This window comes from Aquirufa antheringensis (assembly GCF_004307425.1).
GTDB lineage: Bacteria > Bacteroidota > Bacteroidia > Cytophagales > Spirosomataceae > Aquirufa > Aquirufa antheringensis.
In genome coordinates, this window is record NZ_SEWZ01000003.1 from 410320 (window position 1) to 429029 (window position 18710).

Annotated in this window: 15 protein-coding genes; 13 read left to right on the plus strand and 2 right to left on the minus strand. The window is 40.9% G+C overall.

Translation table 11 applies throughout. The annotated features are described in order from the left end of the window. From EWU21_RS07555 to porD, 5 genes are read left to right on the plus strand one after another with little or no spacing between them, the layout of a single operon-like run. Complete coding sequence (locus EWU21_RS07555; protein WP_130896208.1) at positions 1-165, plus strand: FeoB-associated Cys-rich membrane protein; 165 nt, start codon at positions 1-3, stop codon at positions 163-165. Continuing rightward, positions 152-1903, plus strand: a complete 1752-nt coding sequence (locus EWU21_RS07560) for an ABC transporter ATP-binding protein (RefSeq protein ID WP_130896209.1) — start codon at positions 152-154, stop codon at positions 1901-1903. The genes EWU21_RS07555 and EWU21_RS07560 overlap by 14 nt, the downstream gene beginning before the upstream one ends. Before the next feature lie 18 nt (positions 1904-1921). Further along, positions 1922-2812, plus strand: a complete 891-nt coding sequence (locus tag EWU21_RS07565; RefSeq protein ID WP_130896210.1) for an outer membrane protein assembly factor BamD — start codon at positions 1922-1924, stop codon at positions 2810-2812. 48 nt (positions 2813-2860) lie between these two features. Then, the gene (locus tag EWU21_RS07570; protein WP_130896211.1) at positions 2861-3187 is read left to right on the plus strand and encodes a DNA-directed RNA polymerase subunit omega; all 327 of its coding nucleotides are present in this window, start codon (positions 2861-2863) and stop codon (positions 3185-3187) included. A 26-nt stretch (positions 3188-3213) separates the two neighbouring features. After that, entirely contained in the window at positions 3214-4116 is a 903-nt protein-coding gene (porD, locus tag EWU21_RS07575; RefSeq protein ID WP_130896212.1) for a type IX secretion system protein PorD, read from the plus strand. 156 nt (positions 4117-4272) lie between these two features. Here the strand turns inward: porD and tilS are convergent, their stop codons facing one another. Beyond that, a complete protein-coding gene (gene tilS / locus EWU21_RS07580; protein ID WP_130896213.1) occupies positions 4273-5601 on the minus strand; it encodes a tRNA lysidine(34) synthetase TilS in 1329 nt (442 codons plus the stop codon). A gap of 56 nt (positions 5602-5657) precedes the next feature. Between tilS and EWU21_RS07585 the strand changes: the two genes are divergently transcribed. Then, the gene (locus EWU21_RS07585) at positions 5658-7193 is read left to right on the plus strand and encodes an OstA-like protein (protein WP_130896214.1); all 1536 of its coding nucleotides are present in this window, start codon (positions 5658-5660) and stop codon (positions 7191-7193) included. 51 nt (positions 7194-7244) lie between these two features. Next, positions 7245-7595 carry a T9SS type A sorting domain-containing protein gene (locus tag EWU21_RS07590; RefSeq protein WP_130896215.1) on the plus strand — a complete coding sequence of 117 codons (351 nt, stop codon included), beginning with the start codon at positions 7245-7247 and terminating at the stop codon, positions 7593-7595. Positions 7596-7647: 52 nt separating this feature from the next. On the opposite strand, the gene htpG is transcribed toward EWU21_RS07590, so the two are convergent. Further along, positions 7648-9465: a molecular chaperone HtpG gene (gene htpG / locus EWU21_RS07595; protein WP_130896216.1), complete on the minus strand. Its 1818-nt coding sequence runs from the start codon at positions 9463-9465 to the stop codon at positions 7648-7650. An 87-nt stretch (positions 9466-9552) separates the two neighbouring features. Here htpG and EWU21_RS07600 point away from each other — a divergent pair, with 87 nt between their 5' ends. The 6 genes from EWU21_RS07600 (at position 9553) to EWU21_RS07625 (ending at position 18650) form a co-directional block, all read left to right on the plus strand. After that, on the plus strand, positions 9553-10446 hold the full coding sequence (locus EWU21_RS07600; protein WP_130896217.1) for a type IX secretion system membrane protein PorP/SprF: 894 nt from the start codon (positions 9553-9555) through the stop codon (positions 10444-10446). A gap of 251 nt (positions 10447-10697) precedes the next feature. Beyond that, positions 10698-13427 (plus strand): 2-oxoglutarate dehydrogenase E1 component, encoded by a 2730-nt coding sequence (locus EWU21_RS07605; protein WP_130896218.1) that lies wholly within the window; start codon positions 10698-10700, stop codon positions 13425-13427. Positions 13428-13437: 10 nt separating this feature from the next. Beyond that, positions 13438-14964: a 2-oxoglutarate dehydrogenase complex dihydrolipoyllysine-residue succinyltransferase gene (gene odhB, locus EWU21_RS07610; protein ID WP_130896219.1), complete on the plus strand. Its 1527-nt coding sequence runs from the start codon at positions 13438-13440 to the stop codon at positions 14962-14964. A 46-nt stretch (positions 14965-15010) separates the two neighbouring features. Beyond that, positions 15011-16417 carry a dihydrolipoyl dehydrogenase gene (gene lpdA, locus EWU21_RS07615; RefSeq protein ID WP_130896220.1) on the plus strand — a complete coding sequence of 469 codons (1407 nt, stop codon included), beginning with the start codon at positions 15011-15013 and terminating at the stop codon, positions 16415-16417. Between the two features lie 281 nt (positions 16418-16698). Continuing rightward, positions 16699-17226 carry a hypothetical protein gene (locus tag EWU21_RS07620; protein WP_130896221.1) on the plus strand — a complete coding sequence of 176 codons (528 nt, stop codon included), beginning with the start codon at positions 16699-16701 and terminating at the stop codon, positions 17224-17226. After that, positions 17223-18650: a M43 family zinc metalloprotease gene (locus tag EWU21_RS07625; protein WP_161566492.1), complete on the plus strand. Its 1428-nt coding sequence runs from the start codon at positions 17223-17225 to the stop codon at positions 18648-18650. Before EWU21_RS07620 ends, EWU21_RS07625 begins: the two co-directional genes overlap by 4 nt. Positions 18651-18710 lie beyond the last annotated feature (60 nt).

The window sequence follows — 18710 nt, forward strand, 5'->3', positions numbered from 1 at the left end:
ATGGAAAACGGGATCATCTTTTTGGTATTTGCTGCGGCGCTCGTTTATTTAGTTCGCCTGGTATACAATCAGTTTTGGGGTAAGAATGCAGGGAGCTGTGCCAAAGGCTGTGGTACCTGCGCGGCTTCTTCCTCCATCGAAAAAATGAACAGTGAAAGAAGCTAATTCCGGTAAAACATTCGATTTTCAGATCATTAAACGGTTGTATGGCTTTATTCAGCCCTACCGTTTTCGCTTTTGGTTTCTGGTCTTTTTGATTCTTTGTATGGCAGGGATTTCCCCTGTTGTCCCCCTTTTAATTCGCTATACTTTAGATAATTACCTAGGCTTGACTTTTGCCTCCGATTTAGTTCGTATGCTGGGTTGGATGCTGGGGGCCCTCTTATTGCAAACAGGTTTGCAGTTTTCTACTTCGTATTTAGCCGGTTATTTAGGCCAAACCGTCATCCGCGACATTCGCATTCAATTGTATGAGAAGATTGTTCATCTGCGATTAGCTTTCTTTGACGCGACACCTATCGGGCGTTTAGTAACGCGGACGGTGTCGGATATCGAAACATTGAATGACGTTTTTTCAGAAGGACTAGCCTCTATCGCGGGCGATCTTTTGCAATTATTCCTGATTTTAGGGGTGATGTTTTATGCGGATTGGCGCTTGACCCTGATTATTATTGCGACAGTCCCTTTTATGATTTTTTCGACTTATGTGTTCAAAGAATACATCAAGAAATCATTCAATGAGGTTCGAACGGCGGTCGCAAATCTAAATTCCTTTGTGCAGGAACATATTTCTGGGATGTTGATTGTCCAAATGTTCCACGCCGAAAAGCAAGAATTAGCGAAATTCAACCGCATTAACGAGGAACATCGTGACGCTAATATTCGTGGTATTTTGGCCTATTCGGTCTTTTTTCCTGTGGCGGACGTCATTGCGGCGATTGGTACGGGGCTAGTTGTCTGGGCAGCATCCACCTACATTGTGAAGGAAGAGATGGGAGTGGGGACCTTGACCGCATTCATCATGTTTATTAACTTGTTTTATCGTCCCATTCGGATGTTAGCGGATCGTTTCAATACACTACAAATGGGGATAGTGTCGACGGAGCGCATTTTAACGCTCTTAGATTCGACGGATTATATCCAAAACAACGGAACCATTCAGGCGGATCACATCGAAGGAAAAATTGAATTTTCAGATGTCACTTTCGCTTACCAAGAGCCAGAGTGGGTCGTTAAAAACGTGAGTTTTACGGTAGAAGCGGGAAAAACCTGTGCGATTGTGGGAGCGACTGGAGCTGGAAAATCATCCATTATTGGTTTATTAGGTCGTTTATATGATTGCCAAAGTGGTGAGATCAACATCGATGGCGTTCCTTTGACCTCTTACGAAATAGGCTCTTTGCGCAAAAACATCGCGGTGGTATTACAAGATGTGTTCTTGTTTAGCTCCTCGATTGCCTATAATATTCATCTAGGTGATGAGTCGATCACTCAGGATAAAATGGTAGAAGCCGCGAAAGCAGTGGGTGTCCATGATTTTATTCTTTCACTTCCAGGTGGCTATGATTATGAGGTAAAAGAACGTGGAGCTACCTTGAGTGTTGGGCAAAGGCAGTTGATTTCGTTTGTGCGTGCTTTGGTCCATAATCCGAAGATTATTGTACTGGATGAAGCCACCTCTTCCGTGGATTCTGAGACAGAAGTGTTGATTCAGCAGGCGATTTCTACCTTGATGAAAGGGCGTACAGCAGTTGTGATTGCCCATCGCTTGTCTACCATTCGGAATTCAGATCAAATTTTAGTGATGGATAAAGGGGAAATTAAAGAGCGCGGGACGCAAGATGAATTATTGGCTTTAGATGGTTTATATGCGCAACTCTATCACCTACAATTCAGAAAATAAACGTATCTTTGCGGGCTTATGAATTTGAAAAATAAAATACTAGTTTGTTTAATCGCCTTAATCGGTTTAAGTGCGTGTGGGAAGTTCGAGAAGTTCAGAAAGAGCGCGAGCGTTACGACTAAGTACAAAGCCGCGGTTGATTATTATAAGAAGAAAGAGTTTGATAAGGCTGGGATTCTTTTTGATGAGGTTTTGCCGCTATTAACGGGTGATTCTACGCAGGAAATGGCCACTTTTTACCAGGCCAAATGTGATTTTGAATTAGCAAACTATACCGTTGCTAATACGCACTTTAAGCGTTTCTCTGAAGTGTTTTCTCGTTCAGAATATGCAGAAGAGTCGATTTACATGGCTGCCTTTTCGCTTTACAAGGATTCCCCTAATTTCAATTTAGATCAAACGGGTACTTTAGCGGCTATCAATGAATTGCAGAGCTATTTGAATAATTACCCAGATTCTAAATACCGGGAAGATTGCAGTTTGATGATCAAGGATTTGCGGAAGAAACTGGAGAAGAAAGCTTATGAAAAGGCTAAATTGTATTACAAAACCTCTCCCTTTAACATCGCTTCTTTGAAGTCTGCTGTGATTGAGATTACGAATTTCCAACGTGACTTCCCTGATTCTGATTACAATGAGGAGATGGCTTATTTCAAGGTAGTTTCCCAGTTTGATTTGGCAAAAAGTACAGTCGAATTCAAACAAAAGGAGCGCTACGAAGACGTATTGAAGTTCTATTTAGAATTCATCGATAAGTATCCACAGAGTTCGTTACTGAAAACAGCTGAAAAATGGTACACGGAGAGCCAAAATGAGGTCACCCGAATCGCCAAATTAGAAGCAGAATACAAGGTATTGCAGGAAAAAGAGAAGTCGAATACTTCGAAAATTGCTACGAGCCCTCAATAGTATTTCTTAAAAATTAACGTTAAATTTGCAATCTTAAATTATATAGAGATGTCTAAGACTCCAACAAATCCATCCATCATTACACGTGATGTAGATAAGATCGCTGCTAAAACTGGTAACGTATACGAATCGATTTCGATCGTAGGACAACGTGCACGTCAGATTTCAAGCAAGATGAAAGAAGAATTATCAGGTAAATTATCTGAGTTCGCTTCTTCTGTAGATAATTTAGAAGAGATTTTTGAGAACCGCGAGCAAATCGAAATCTCTAAATACTACGAGCGTATGCCTAAGCCTTCCGCTTTAGCTATCGATGATTTTTTAGCTGATAAAGTAGATTTCAGAAACCGCGAAGAAGGTACAACTGAAAACTAGTCACCTGTGATTTTAATAGATCGATCATGAAATCAATGCGATTTCTGTTGATATTCCTTTTAAGTTCTTGGGCTGTTCAAGCTCAAGAACTTTTAACTTCTATTAGTATCAGTACAGAGCAATTACAGCTCGACCAGCAGCGAGGCGGTTCTCAAGTCTATGCTGAATTACAACGAACAATGCAGGAATTTATGAATGGCCGAAGGTGGTCATCAGATAATTTTGCACCCGAAGAAAAAATCAAATTAACGATTAATTTACTGTTAACGAAGTCCTCCGCCCAGGGAGACATCGAGGCAACAGCGCGTGTACAAGTTTTGCGTCCCATTTACGGTACCTCCTATGAAACGGTTTTATTGAATTTAGTGGACAAGAATTTCAATTTCAAGTACCAATTAGGTACGCCTATTACCTACAATGACAATAGCTTTTCGGATAACTTGAGTTCGATGATGGCATTTTATGCTTATTTGGGACTAAGCTATTCATATGATTCTTTTGCCCCAAAAGGAGGAGAACCTTTCGTTCAGAAACTAAATAATCTAACGAATCTAGCCCAAAACGCTGGTTCTGGCTGGGGCGTCATCTCTGATGTTCGCAGCAGAATGGGTGTATCGGAGAACTTAATTAACCAAAATTTGCAGGGCATGCGAGAGGTGAACTACCAGTACCATCGCCTCTATTTGGATAAAATGTCAGAGAATCCGGATGCAGCCAGAAAGGGAATTCTTGATCTATTGAAGTCGATTAGGGAGATGAATACCTTGCGCCCAGGTGCGGCTAGTATTCGCGTCTTTTTTGATGCCAAATCAGAAGAAATCATTTCCCTTCTGGACGAAGCCCTTCCGGCTGAACGTCAGCAAGCTTTTACATACCTGAGTACGTTGGATCCGATTAGGACGGAGGCGTATCGCAGATTATTAAAATAATAAAGGGCTCACCTGAGCCCTTTATTATTTTAATAATCTGCTCTCAAAGTTCAAAGAGCAAAGTTCAAAGTTCAAATAGATTTTTTTTCCAATACTATCCCCGCAGGGGATTCCAACATTGATATTTGGTCTTTGCTCTTTAGTATTTGATTTGAACTAAAAAGCTGTGCTTTTTAGTTCAAACACCGCTACCAACTCCGTCTTATCCGTCACCTTATTCCGATTATCAATTCGCTGCCCTAGGATCCAGGCAACAGAACCTTTGCTTAAAAGGATTTGAGTATTCTTTTTGATAGCCAAGGGCACTTTCTTATCCGTTAGGAAGTCCGAGATAAGCTTCTTTTGGTTCATCCCTAAAGGACAAAACCAATCGCCCTCTTGTGCTTTACGTATTTCAAGAGGAAAATCAAGTGTGTCTGCATCAAGACAAGCCACATTCGGATCCGTGATTGCTTTCCAGTCAGCCGTTCTTTCTTCGATGAAAATATGTAATTCTTGATTTCCCAGTTGAATGACTTCATCTTCCTCCGAGATGACGATGGGTTTGTAATCCGCTTGACTTTTCTGTGATATGATCCATTGGCCGCGATCGATATTCAAACTATGGCTAGGAGATTCAAAAATGGCACCTACTTTATCCGACTGTAAGATGGCTTCGATGGAGGTCGAATTGAAGTGGTAGCTGAGTAATAGTTCAGTGAGTAAAACGGTGCTTTTTGGCGTTAATGAAGGTATTTTGACCGTTATATTCCCAGCTGCATCAATTGAGCTGTTTTCGCTGATAAAAGCTTGCAATTCTTCTTGCATCCAGGCTTCTATCCCTTTGATTTTTGAACTAGTGGCTGCGAGGGTTTGCTCGAAATGGGCGTTCAGTTCTTGGAACTTGGGCATTATTTCGTGGCGAATGAAATTGCGTTGGTATTTGGTCGATTCATTCGAAGAATCTTCACGCCAAGCCAATTTGTGAGCGACTACAAAGTCGAAAATAGCGTCTTGGCTGGCAAATGATAAGGGACGGATTAAATTTCCTGATTTAATGGGAATACCATGAAAACCGGCGATTCCAGTGCCTCGAACTAGATTAATGAGCATCGTTTCCGCGCTGTCTAATTGGTGGTGACCGGTCGCAATAAAATCATAACCTTCTTTTACACGGATTTCCTCAAACCATTGGTAGCGCAAAATGCGAGCGGCCATTTGGGTGGAGATCTTTTCCTGTGTGGCGTATGCGTTTGTGTCGAAGCAGATCGTGTGGTAGGGGACTTTGAGGGTTTTGGCGAATTTCTTCACGAAAACCTCGTCCGCAAGCGATTCTTCACCGCGAAGGCTGAAGTTGACGTGGGCGATTCCAAATTTATATTTGGCCAAAGAAAACAGTTTACTCAACACAACAGAATCAATTCCGCCACTCACGGCGACTAGAATTTTCTGGTCGGGTTGGAATAAATTCTCTTTTTGGACAAAATGGATAAAATCTTCCAGCATAAAAATGGTAAATTGCGTGTTCAATGGAGCTACGAAATTAGCGATTCAATTTCAAGATGCGTTACAAAGGTTGGATTTTCCTGGTATTTCTTCTGAGTTTGTCGTTTTTAACACAAGCGCAGGGGCAACTTTTGCAAGTCATTCGAGCGGACAGTTTGAATGGAATGCAACAGGATTTAATCATGCGCAAAACCCTGGTAGGTCGCGTATTATTGCAACAAGGAACGACGACACTTTACTGTGATCAGGCCGTTTTGAACTCTACCACGAATAACGTGGAAGCTTACGGCCACGTGCGCATCATTCAAGCCGATACGGTAACCATTACGGGTGATACGGCTTTATACAATGGCAATATGCGCCAGGCCTATATCAGCGGCCGGGTGAAATTAGATGATCATACGATTATCTTGAATACGCCCAAATTAGACTATGATTTAAACTCCAAAATGGCCATCTATCATTCAGGAGCTAAGATCATCGATAAAAAATCTACCCTGACGAGTCGCGAAGGTTTTTACAATACCACGACTAAGAATTTTTTATTTAAAGAGAAGGTTCGCGTCATCGATAAAGAAGGAGGCTCCGTAAAAGCAGATTCACTGAAATACAACACGCTCTCCAAGGAAGCCTTTTTCATTGCACCCACGGAAATTGTGACGAAAAAAGATACCGTCATTACCAGTCGCGGTTTCTACAATACGATCACGAAGGTGTCGAATTTTACAGGTCGTTCGACGGCAAAAACCGACGAATATATTCTGACAGCAGATACCTTATTTTACGATTCTCCTACCCAAATTGGGGTGGCAAAAGGGAAGGTTGAATTCGTTAGCCAAAAAGAAAAAGTAATCCTGAAAGGGGATAATGGCCGTTATGCGGGTAAAACGGGTATCACTCGGGTTTATGGCCACGCGTGGATGCAAAACATCATGGAGAAAGACACGCTGTATTTGACGGCGGATACTCTCGTTTCTGTTAACATTAAAAAGGATTCGATTCGAAAGTTATTTGCCTACAAAAATGTCCTCATTTACAAGTCAGATTTATCTGGTAGATGCGATTCGCTAGGGTATAATGTGCAGGATTCGATTATTCATTTCTACCAAAAACCGATTCTCTGGACCCAGGATTCGCAATCTCAAGCGGATTCCATTTCCTTATTTATGGGAAATCAGAAGCTAAAGGAAATGCGTTTGCGCGGCAAATCATTCGTTATTTCTATCGATTCTGCGAATCATTATAATCAAATCAAAGGCAGAAAAGTGTGGGTTCATTTCAAAGAGGATTCTAAGCTGAACCGGGTGAATGTAGAGGGGAATGGGGAGAGTATCTATTATGTCATCGATGATAAGAGAGTAACTACTGGTTTAAATCGAGTTGAATGTAGTCGAATGAACTTATTTTTTGAAGATAATAAGGTGAAGAAGATTGCTTTTATCACGAAGCCAGAGGCTAAGTTCGTGCCTCCCAAAGAATGGAAAGGTGATCTGCAAGAATTAGATGGATTCCGCTGGAGAATCTCCGAAAAGCCATCCCTCCAAACCATTCTGAAACGGGTGGAATACCAAGTCCTTGTTAAAAAACCTTAAAAAGGACAGAGCCATCAGAAAATGTACTAATTTCGTCTCAACGATTTGAGAATGAAAATAGTATTGCGACATATCACTTTAATTTTAGTCCTAGTAGCTCTGCTAGGATTCAAAAATGACCCCTATTTATTTCAGGCGGATCGTATTTTCGTTTCCCATTTATATCCTAATCCGGCTGCCGATTATGCTTTGGTCGATTACCAATTTTCGGGTAATAACCAAGAGGTCAAAATAGCGATTTATAATGTGTTAGGATTAGTGGTAAAGGAAGTCGAACTGGATAAAGAGGATCGCAGCGCTAAAATATCCTTGCGTGAATTGAATAGTGGACTGTATATGTACCAGCTGCTCGTAGATGGTAAACCTGTCGCCACAAAGAAGTTGATGGTGCGTAAGCAATAAAAAAAAGAGCCGCATAATTAGCGGCTCTTTTTATTTGTCTTAAGGAGATTTCTTAAAAACCTCCCACTGTTCTCTTAATGAAGGCTGTCAAATCAGCCCCCGTTAATAGATTTTGCGATAGTAAAGCTAGGTCTGAGATTTGTTTCGCTAGCGCTTTTTGTTCGCTCTCGTCTTTCAAATCAGCTAGTTTACTAATCAATGGGTGGTTCGCGTTGATGGTGATGTTATAGGTGTTTGGCATAGCTCCAAACATGCCCATACCGCCACCGCCGGTCTTCGACATGTCACTCATTCTGCGCATGAACTCGTTTTGAGTCACGATGGCAGGTAATTCATCCGGTGACATTGCCTCTACGGCCACTACTTTTTGTTTGTCATTTAGGGTTTCTTCGAAGACTTTCTTCACGCTCTCTTTTTGAGCATCCGATAAAATCGCTTCCAAAGTAATCCCCGTATCAATTAATTTGTCGACTGCATCAGCATCTACACGCTTCCATTGCGTCTTTTCTAATTTAGACTCCATCGTGTTAATGAAGTGGCTGTCGATCAGGGTATCCAATTTAATGACTGAGTAACCTTTGTTTTGGGCGGATTGAATAAAGGCATCTTGTTGCTCGACGTCGGTGGTATACAAGTACACCTTGTTTCCGTCCTTGTCTGTTTGGGCAGCTTGCACCTCTTCACTGTATTCGTCTAACGTGAAATACTTGTTATTTGTATCTTGAACTAGACAAAAATCTTTTGCTTTCTCTAAGAATTTCTCGTCCGAAATCATTCCGTACTTGATGAATAAGCCGATATTTGCGAATTTTTCTTCGAATCCAGGGCGATCCGATTTGAATAATTCAGCTAATTTATCCGCTACTTTCTTCGTGATATACGAATTGATTTTCTTCACGTTCGAATCTGCTTGTAAGAACGAGCGAGAGACGTTTAATGGAATATCGGGTGAGTCGATGACCCCGTGCAATAACATCAAGAATTCAGGAACGATGTCTTTTACCTCATCGGTGATGAATACCTGGCGGCTGTAAAGGGAGATTTTTTCGCGTTGCAATTGCATCTCGTTTTTCACTTTTGGGAAATATAAAATACCCGTTAGATTAAACGGATAGTCCACATTTAAGTGAATCCAGAACAAAGGTTTCTCTTGGAAAGGGTATAATTCCTCGTAGAACTTCAAGTAATCCTCGTCTGTTAAATCAGATGGAGATTTAGTCCAAATCGGGTTCGGATTATTGATTACCTTATCGCCAAACTCAATCTCAATCGGCAAGAATTTGCCGTATTTCTCCAAGATCGACTTTAATTTGAACTCCTCTAAAAACTCTTCTGAATCTTCTGCGATATGCAAGATGATATCTGTTCCGCGCGTTTTCTTTTTGGCTGATCCAATCGTGTATTCGGTAGAACCGTCGCACTTCCAAGTAGCGGCCTCGGAACCCTCTTGGTAGGATTTAGAGATGATCTCGACCTCTTTCGCCACCATAAAGGCCGAATAGAAACCCAGACCAAAATGTCCGATAATACCTTTGTCATCTCCTTGGTCCTTGTATTTTTCTACGAATTCCGTAGCTCCAGAGAAGGCGATTTGGTTGATGTATTTCTTGATTTCTTCTGCGGTCATACCGATACCGTTGTCAGAAATCGTGATGGTCTTTTTGTCTTTGTCAAAACTAACTTTCACCTTTAGTTCCCCTAATTCACCGTTAAATTCACCAATGGAACTTAAGCGCTTGATTTTTTGGGACGCATCTACGGCGTTTGAAACTAGCTCACGAAGGAAAATCTCGTGATCCGAATAGAGAAATTTCTTGATGATGGGAAAAATGTTCTCGGTGTGAATGGAGATGTTACCTGTTTCTTTCATATTTTTTAAAATTAATAATCCTACATTTGGGCATTCTTTTGCAATTTTAATTCCAAGACAGCGAGAGGTGTCACATTGTCAGTTTTTATGAGAAAACTTGCCTTGCTTTTATTCCTTTCATTCGCAGTTCACGCCCAGCAAGAATCTTTGCGGATGGCTTATCCATTTCTCCCATTAGCTATTAATCCAGCGGATGCAGGAGCGCAGAAGATTTTTTCTGCCAAAGGGATCTTTCGCAAAAAACCTCTCTTTCAGACGATAGGCGGTGCCTCGTCTTCTCAACAATTGATGAGCATCGATATGCCTTTGCAAAAGGGGAGCTGGGGCTTGGGGTTTTTGGGATACAATACGGATCAATCCTATGCAACTCCTTCAGGACTGATATCTTCTAACTTAGGATTAGCGGTAGTCGCTTCTAAGCATGAGCATTGGGGGAGAGGGAATCAATTGAGCTATGGAATTAATGTAGGGGTGAATCAATATCCCATTTTAGGCAAATCGGGTTCTAGTGAGCTTTTAGGAAGTATCGGGATAGGGGTGACCTATCGAAAAGAAGCCTTGATGGTGGGAATTTCGAAGCCTACTAATCGATTTGATGGCTTGGGTGATGCGCCTCTATATTTGCAAGCGTCCTATTATTTCCCCGTGGGTGATTTGCATACACTAAAAGTGGGAACCGTTTTACGAAAGGATCTGCAGACGAAAGTGGATTTAAATGCTGTTTTTTGGTACCAAGAAAAACTTGGTATTGGGTTGTGGTACCAGCAGACGGGCTCGGAGTTTGGTGATCCAGCTTTATTAGGTTCGTTGGAGGTGCCGCTAGGTATGAATTTTAGAGTAGGTTATTCGTATGATTTTCTGGGTAAAAATGTATCGACACTTGGTTCGACTACTTCGAGTGAAGCGTCTGGTTTTCATCAAATTTTCCTCCGTTATGACCTCGATTTTGGCTTGGGGAAATTAGGTCAATTTAGACCTTAAAAGAACAGGCTAATTATTGGTGATTTTAGAGGAAAAAATTGAAATTATTAAAGAAATTTTAGAGGGCTTTTACAATGGATAAAATTCCTCAGAAATTTGTGCACTTATAGCTAAAAAACCCAAGAATAAGTAGGGGTATTTTGCGGAGCAAATAGTAAATTGCGTAGATTTTAGCATTTATAGATTGTTAAGATTGTACTAAACCAAAACATTGAAACATTTCTTTGGCCTAAAGCCTAGAAAATTAACTTATGGATCCATTTTCCTACGTAGCCAATGCCGACACGCAAGTCATAGCTGACTTGTATGAGGCGTACAAACAAGATCCCAATTCAGTAGATAGCTCTTGGAGAGATTTCTTCAAAGGTTTCGACTTTTCTCAAACCTGGTTAGGCGAGGGAGCTCCTGCGGGCGCTGTTTCTGCTGATTCAAGCCACGTTCAGAAAGAAATGGCGGTTATCTCCTTGATTAAGGCATTCCGTTCAAGAGGCCACTTATTATCTAAAACTAACCCGGTGCGTGAGCGCAAGGATCGTAAGCCACGTTTAGATTTGGCGGATTATTCTTTGTCTGATGCGGATTTAGATACCGTTTTCCAAGCGGGATCTTTCATGGGTTTAGGTGCAGTGACTTTGCGCACGATTCAAGCAGCTTTACATAAAATCTATGCAGGTTCAGTGGGTTTCGAATATTCGTATATCCGCGACGTACAGCAAAAAGAGTGGTTACGTAATAAAATCGAGAAGGAAGCACTTTCATTCAAGCCTACGTTTGAGGAGAAAAAGCACATTCTTCAGAAGATGAACGAGGCCGTTGTTTTTGAGAACTTCTTAGGTACAAAATATTTAGGCCAAAAGCGTTTCGGCTTAGAAGGTGGAGAATCCACTATCGCCGGTTTAGATGCGATTATCAATGTAGCAGCTGATGCGGGTGTGAAGGAGGCGATGATCGGGATGGCGCACAGAGGGCGTTTGAACGTTTTGGCAAACATCATGCACAAATCATACGAAGCAATCTTTGATGGTTTCGAAGGAAATGTTCCTAATGAAATTCACGGAGATGGTGATGTAAAATACCACTTAGGTTATTCAAGCAAGCATATTTCACCTAAAGGAAGCGAGATTTCGTTGAAATTAGCTCCTAATCCATCACACTTAGAAGCGGTGAATCCCTTAGTAGAAGGTTTCTGCCGGGCTAGTGCAGATGCGCATTATGCAGGAGATTACGATAAAGTATTACCTATTTTAATTCACGGAGATGCGGCGGTAGCTGGTCAAGGTATCGTGTATGAGGTAACTCAGATGGCGAAATTAAAGGGTTACGGTACAGGTGGAACCATCCACTTTGTGATCAATAACCAAGTAGGTTTTACGACTGACTTTGAAGATGCTCGTTCGGCGATTTATTGCACGGATGTGGCTAAAATCATCGATGCACCGGTATTCCACGTGAATGGAGATGATCCAGAAGCAGTGGTATTTGTGTCTCGTATGGCGGCAGAATACCGTCAAGAATTTAACCGCGATGTATTTGTGGATATGGTTTGTTACCGTCGTAATGGCCACAACGAATCAGATGAGCCTCGTTTTACGCAGCCTACGTTGTATGCGAACATCACGAATCACCCAAACCCACGCGAGGTTTACACACAACAATTAATCAAGAACGGCGAGATCGAGGCTAAATTAGCCGAAGAAATGGATTCCGCTTTCAAAGCTGAATTACAGGCTCGTTTAGATATGGTGAAGCAAAAAGTAAGCCCACCGTATGTTCCTTTGAAATTAGATAACCGCTGGTCAGCGCTTCGTTTCTCCAACGAAACGGATTTTGATTCGTCTCCTAAAACGGCGATCTCGAAAGAGGTGATTGATTCAGTAGCGAAAGCGTTGACTTCTTTGCCAAAAGGTTTTACTGCCTTAAAGCAAATCGAAAAAGTAATCGCAGATCGCAAAGGATATTTCGAAAAAGGCCAATTAAACTGGGCTACGGCTGAATTATTAGCGTATGGTTCACTTCTTTTAGAAGGCAAACCTGTTCGTTTATCCGGCCAAGATGTCCAACGCGGTACGTTCTCTCACCGTCACGTCGTATTACACGATGCGAACACGAATGAGAACTACAATTCGTTAAACCACATTAAAGAGGGTCAAGAGCAAGCGCAGATTTATAACTCCTTACTTTCTGAGTACGGCGTATTAGGTTTCGAATTTGGTTATGCCTTAGCGAATCCAGATGCCTTAGTTATTTGGGAAGCACAGTTTGGTGACTTCGCCAATGGCGCTCAAACCATGATTGACCAATTCGTTTCATCTCATGAATCGAAGTGGGGTACTCAGAATGGTTTGGTGATGTTATTGCCGCACGGTTATGAGGGGCAAGGTCCAGAGCACTCGAATGCACGTCCAGAGCGTTTCTTGCAGTTAGCTGCCGAAAACAACATGATCGTGGCGAACTTAACGACGCCAGCGAATATTTTCCACGCTTTACGTCGTCAATTGACTTGGGATTTCCGCAAGCCATTAGTCGTGATGTCGCCTAAGTCCATCTTCCGTCACCCGAAAGTGGTTTCGCCTATCGAAGAGTTTACGAAGGGTAAATTCCAAGAGGTGATCGGTGATAGCTATGCAGATAAGGCCAAAGTGAAGAAGGTATTACTTTGCTCTGGTAAAGTATACTTCGATCTATTGGATCGCCAAGAAAAAGATAAGCGCAAGGATGTGGCGATTGTACGTTTGGAACAATTACACCCATTCCCTACGAAGCAAGTAGACGTAGAATTAGCGAAATACAAAGGCGCAGATGTATTCTTCGTGCAAGAAGAACCGGAAAACATGGGCTACTGGTCGTATGTGATCCGTGAATTTGGCTGGTCTAAATTCAAAGGTTTAGTCGCGCGTAAAAAATCCGCTTCTCCTGCGACTGGATTCTTGAAAGTTCACGGCGTAGAGCAAGTAAACCTAATTAACAAAGCATTCGAATAATAGAATTATTATGGCTATAGAAATGAAAGTGCCCGCTGTGGGCGAGTCGATTACGGAAGTGACCGTTGCTACTTGGAACAAGAAGGAAGGCGATCACGTGAAATTAGACGAGGTTTTGTGCGAATTAGAATCGGACAAAGCGACCTTTGAATTGCCTGCAGAGGCGGAAGGTGTGTTGCATATTGTGGCGAAAGAAGGCGATGTTCTTCCGATCGGCGCAATCATCTGTACGATTGAGGCAGGTGGAGCAACCGCATCAGTGAAAGTGGCAGATGCTCCTGTTGTAGCAGCTGTGGCTGCTCCGGCACCTGCACCTGTTGCAGCACCTGCGGCGGGTCCTACGTCTGTTTTAGAAGTAAAAGTTCCTGCAGTAGGGGAGTCGATCACGGAAGTGACGGTTTCTGTTTGGAATAAGAAAACGGGGGATAGCGTTTCTTTAGACGAAGTACTTTGCGAATTGGAATCAGATAAAGCGACGTTCGAATTGCCAGCTGAATCAGCGGGTGTATTAGAAATTGTGGCTGAATCAGGAACGATAGTTCCGATTGGAGGAATTTTGGCAAGAATCACTGTAGGTGGTTCTGTAGCTGTGGCAGCTCCTGCCCCAGCAGCAGCGCCATCTGCTCCAGCAGCTCCAGCTTCTTCTGTGGATGCGACATATGCAGCGGGTCACCCATCTCCAGCAGCAGCAAAAATATTAGATGAAAAAGGAATCTCCGCTGCTTCGGTAGCAGGTTCAGGCGTAGGTGGTCGCATCACTAAAGAGGATGCGGTTGCTGCAGTTAAACCAGCTTCGGCATCGGCTCCAGCCGCTTCTGCTCCGGCAGCAGCGACATCAGATCGTACACGTCGCGAAAAAATGAGCTCATTGCGTAAGACAGTGGCTCGTCGTTTAGTGGCAGTGAAGAATGAAACAGCGATGTTGACGACGTTTAACGAAGTCGATATGAAGCCAGTGATGGATCTTCGCGGTAAATACAAAGATAAATTCAAGGAGAAACACGGTGTAGGCTTAGGCTTCATGTCGTTCTTCACTAAAGCAGTTTGCGTGGCTCTAAAAGAGTTTCCATCTGTGAATGCAAAAATCGATGGAGACGAAATTGTATTCCACGACTATTGCGATATTTCTATTGCGGTATCTGCTCCAAAAGGCTTAGTGGTTCCCGTGATTCGTTCAGCGGAAAACTTATCTTTAGCAGGAATCGAATCAGAAGTGGTTCGTTTAGCAGGTAAGGCACGTGAGAACAAATTGAGCTTAGAGGAAATGAGTGGCGGTACGTTCACCATTACGAATGGGGGAGTATTTGGTTCGATGTTATCGACTCCGATTATCAACGCACCACAAGTGGCGATCCTAGGTATGCACAATATCGTAGAGCGTCCAGTGGTGGTAGATGGCCAAATCGTCATCCGTCCTATTATGTACTTAGCTTTATCCTACGATCACCGTATTATTGATGGTCGTGAGTCGGTTAGCTTCTTAGTTCGCTTAAAGCAACTTTTAGAGGATCCAGCTCGTTTATTATTAGATATTTAATCAATTGGATAGGCCTTTAGGGGCCTATTCGCTTTCAATCGCCTATATGCAAGATTTTGATGTAGTAGTTATTGGTTCTGGCCCTGGTGGATACGTTTCGGCGATCCGTTCGGCTCAATTAGGTTTCAAAGTAGCCATCATTGAGAAATACGCCGTGATGGGTGGAACTTGTTTAAATGTGGGATGTATTCCTTCCAAAGCGCTTTTGGACTCGTCTGAGCATTATTACAATGCCGTTCATAGCTTCGAAGAGCATGGAATCGATATCGCGAAGCCGAAGGTGAACATGGGCCAAATGATCAAGCGTAAAGCGGGGGTGGTTTCGAATTTGAATGCAGGTATCTCGTATTTGATGAAGAAAAATAAGATCACCACTTTCCATGGTTTGGGTTCATTTGATTCCGCTAAAACGGTGAAAGTGACCAAAGAAGATGGTTCTTCCGAAGTGATCTCTGCTAAAAATATCATCATCGCGACAGGTTCTAAGCCGACGATCTTGCCTTTTATTCCGGTGGATAAAGAGCGTATCATCACTTCGACGGAGGCCTTAAAGATGAAAGAAGTTCCGAAACACTTAATCGTGATCGGTGCGGGAGTAATTGGTGCTGAATTAGGATCAGTTTATGCCCGTTTAGGTTCCAAAGTTTCATTCATCGAATTTGCGGATAGCATGATTCCTACGATGGACAAGACGATGGGAAAAGAATTACAGAAGTCGATTGCCAAAATGGGCGCCGATTTCTACCTTTCACACAAAGTGACTTCTGCAGCCGTTAAAGGCAAAGAAGTAACGGTGAAAGCACAAGATTCCGCTGGAAAAGAAGTCGAAATCAAAGGTGACTATTGCCTAGTTTGTATCGGTCGTCGTCCTTATACAGATGGTTTAAACTTAGCTGCGGCTGGTTTAACAGCTGATGAGCGCGGTCGTGTTGCCGTAGATGAGCACACGCTTCAAACTTCGGTTCCAGGCATTTATGCGATTGGTGACGTAGTTCGTGGTGCGATGTTAGCGCACAAAGCGGAGGAAGAAGGAACCTTTGTAGCGGAAGTCATTGCGGGTCAAAAACCACACATTAACTACAATTTAATTCCAGGTGTTGTCTACACTTGGCCAGAAGTGGCTGCTGTAGGAAAGACAGAACAAGAATTAAAAGCGGCTGGTATCGCCTACAAAGAGGGTTCATTCCCATTCAAAGCCTTAGGTCGTGCGATTGCATCAGGAGATGTGGATGGCGTGTGTAAAGTGTTAGCAGATGCAACGACAGACGAGATCTTAGGTGTTCACATCATCGGAGCTCGTGCTGCTGATATGATTGCGGAAGCAGTCGTTGCGATGGAATACCGTGCTTCAGCTGAAGATGTAGCTCGCATGTCTCACGCGCACCCGACGTATACGGAGGCGATGAAAGAGGCTTGTTTAGCGGCTACGGCGAAGAGGTCGATTCATTCGTAAGCAAAGAGCAAAGAGCAAAGTTCAAAGAGCAAAGTTCAAAGTTCAAATAAGGTATCAAAAAAGGCGCAAATTGCGCCTTTTTTGATTTTTTAGATTTAATTGATTACTTAAAATCCTAATTGTTGCTATTTTTCTAATTTTAAATTTTTATAAATTAATAGAGTAATTTGAATTTTAGCGAATAATAAATTTTGTAATTATTCGCTAAAATAATATAATTATTTGTGTTTATTTTTTTAAATTGAAGGAATGTAATCATATTTTAAACGATTTAAGGTTGTATGAAAATAGTAAATTTTCTTCTTTTGATTTTATTTACTTGCCTTGGATGTAGAAAAGGGATATCCTCTTTTGATGAAAGTTTAAATGATTCGTTAAGTGTCTTTCAAAATTTAAAAATTGTAGGAGATTCCTTAAATCTTGAACTTAAAGTAGGGGAAAAAATAAATATACCTTTAAATGATGATTTTCTTGAAATTGAAGTAGTCAGAATTAGTCGTGGTTGCTATTTGGGTGAAACTTCATGTGATATGTCCTCTGATGTTTTACTTAGATTAAGTAGAAATGATATAAAGTATACATTACCTTTATTTGATTTAGGTTTAGGCTATGGATATAAAAAATTTCAATTCCCCTCAGTGAATTGTTTGGTCGAAGGCTATGGCCATTGGTATTATTCATTTAACAATTTAATTTTTGTAATACGAGAGATTACACCTTATCCAACTTCTAGACAGGAGGTATTAAACTTTTACAATCAGAAGCTTTATAATGTCAGGTTTTCAATTTTAAATAAATGTTCAAAATGAAAATAGTTAAGATTCTATTACTTTTTTCTACCTTATTAGGGAATTCAGTTTTTATTTTTGGCCAAAGTTTTTGTTACACCCCTTCACCTTTAAAGGCAATTAATTTAAAATCATTAATATTGTCTCCCACACCTCAACCTTGTAAAATCTATTTTGTGAATGTTTATATACACAGGATAGATGGAAATTCAGGAAATGGGTATTCTAATTCAATCGATAATACCATAATTTCAAATCTCAATAGTTCATTTAATTCGTATGGTATATTTTTTAGTCTTTCTGGTTCAAGAAGATGGGCAGATGATTATTTAAGTAATTCAAGCACGCCTAAAGAGGCAATCGCTTCTAATATAATTACAAATTCATTAAACTCATTTCAAAACAATTGTATTAATATTTATGTATTGCCATCTAATAGCCAAATGACTGCAGGATTTGTGCCTTCTGAAAATAAAAAAATGTTAATAATAGGAGGAATTCGGGCGATTACTCATTGTGATCCTAACTCGACAATAAATTATGAATTAGCGTCTGGTAAAGTTGTTGCTCATGAAATGGGTCATTGTTTTGGGTTAATTCATACATTTCAGAATAATGGAGATGATGGCCTTTCTGATACTTCAATTGATAATGTACAGAATCAATCATGTATAAATCCTATTTCCTGTATTTTTACTTCTTGTTCTTCATGCGGAATTAGTTCTAATCCCACATCACAAATGACAAATTTTATGTCTTATACTACTCCGAATTGTATGTCTATTTTTTCTCCAATGCAAGTTGATTTAATGAGATATAATTTAAATACTAGTCAAATTGATGTAGTTTACCAAACGCAAACAACTCCTAATTTGCAAAGTATGACAAGGGATGGAAGTGTAGTTGTTAATACTTTCAATAGTATTCCTTCGGGATATCATACCATTAATACAAATTTATTTCCAAATCTGTTGACAACTAACGTGAGCTGGGTGCCAAATACATCAAGTGTTTGGTGGGGAATTAGTGGTGTCAAAAATATTAATGCATGGATTCAACCAAGCTCTGGACAAAATATGATGTTTACAGTTTCGGCGTCAAATATTTGTGGTTCTTCTACCAGGAATATTACTTTTGCAACGCAATCTGGTTATATGATATATTCAACTGCAAGTATTCAAAATCAAATGATTATTGAATTTGACAATACAATAAATGTGGATGTTTTGCCCCAAACCATTTCAATTGTTGATGAAAAAGATTTTGATATTGAAAAGTCTATTGATGTTAAAACAAGTTTTAAAAATAAACAATTTATAAATGGTAATAAGTTATTTATAGACGTTAAAGGACTAAAGCGAGGTGTTAAAATTATTCGATTCGAATTTATGAAAGATGGTAAACTTTTAGATTTTAAAACAGAAAGAGTATTTTTTATTGACTAAAAAGCCTTAATTAAATGTTAAAGTATTTTCAGAATATTAGTATTGTTTGAAGAAATAATT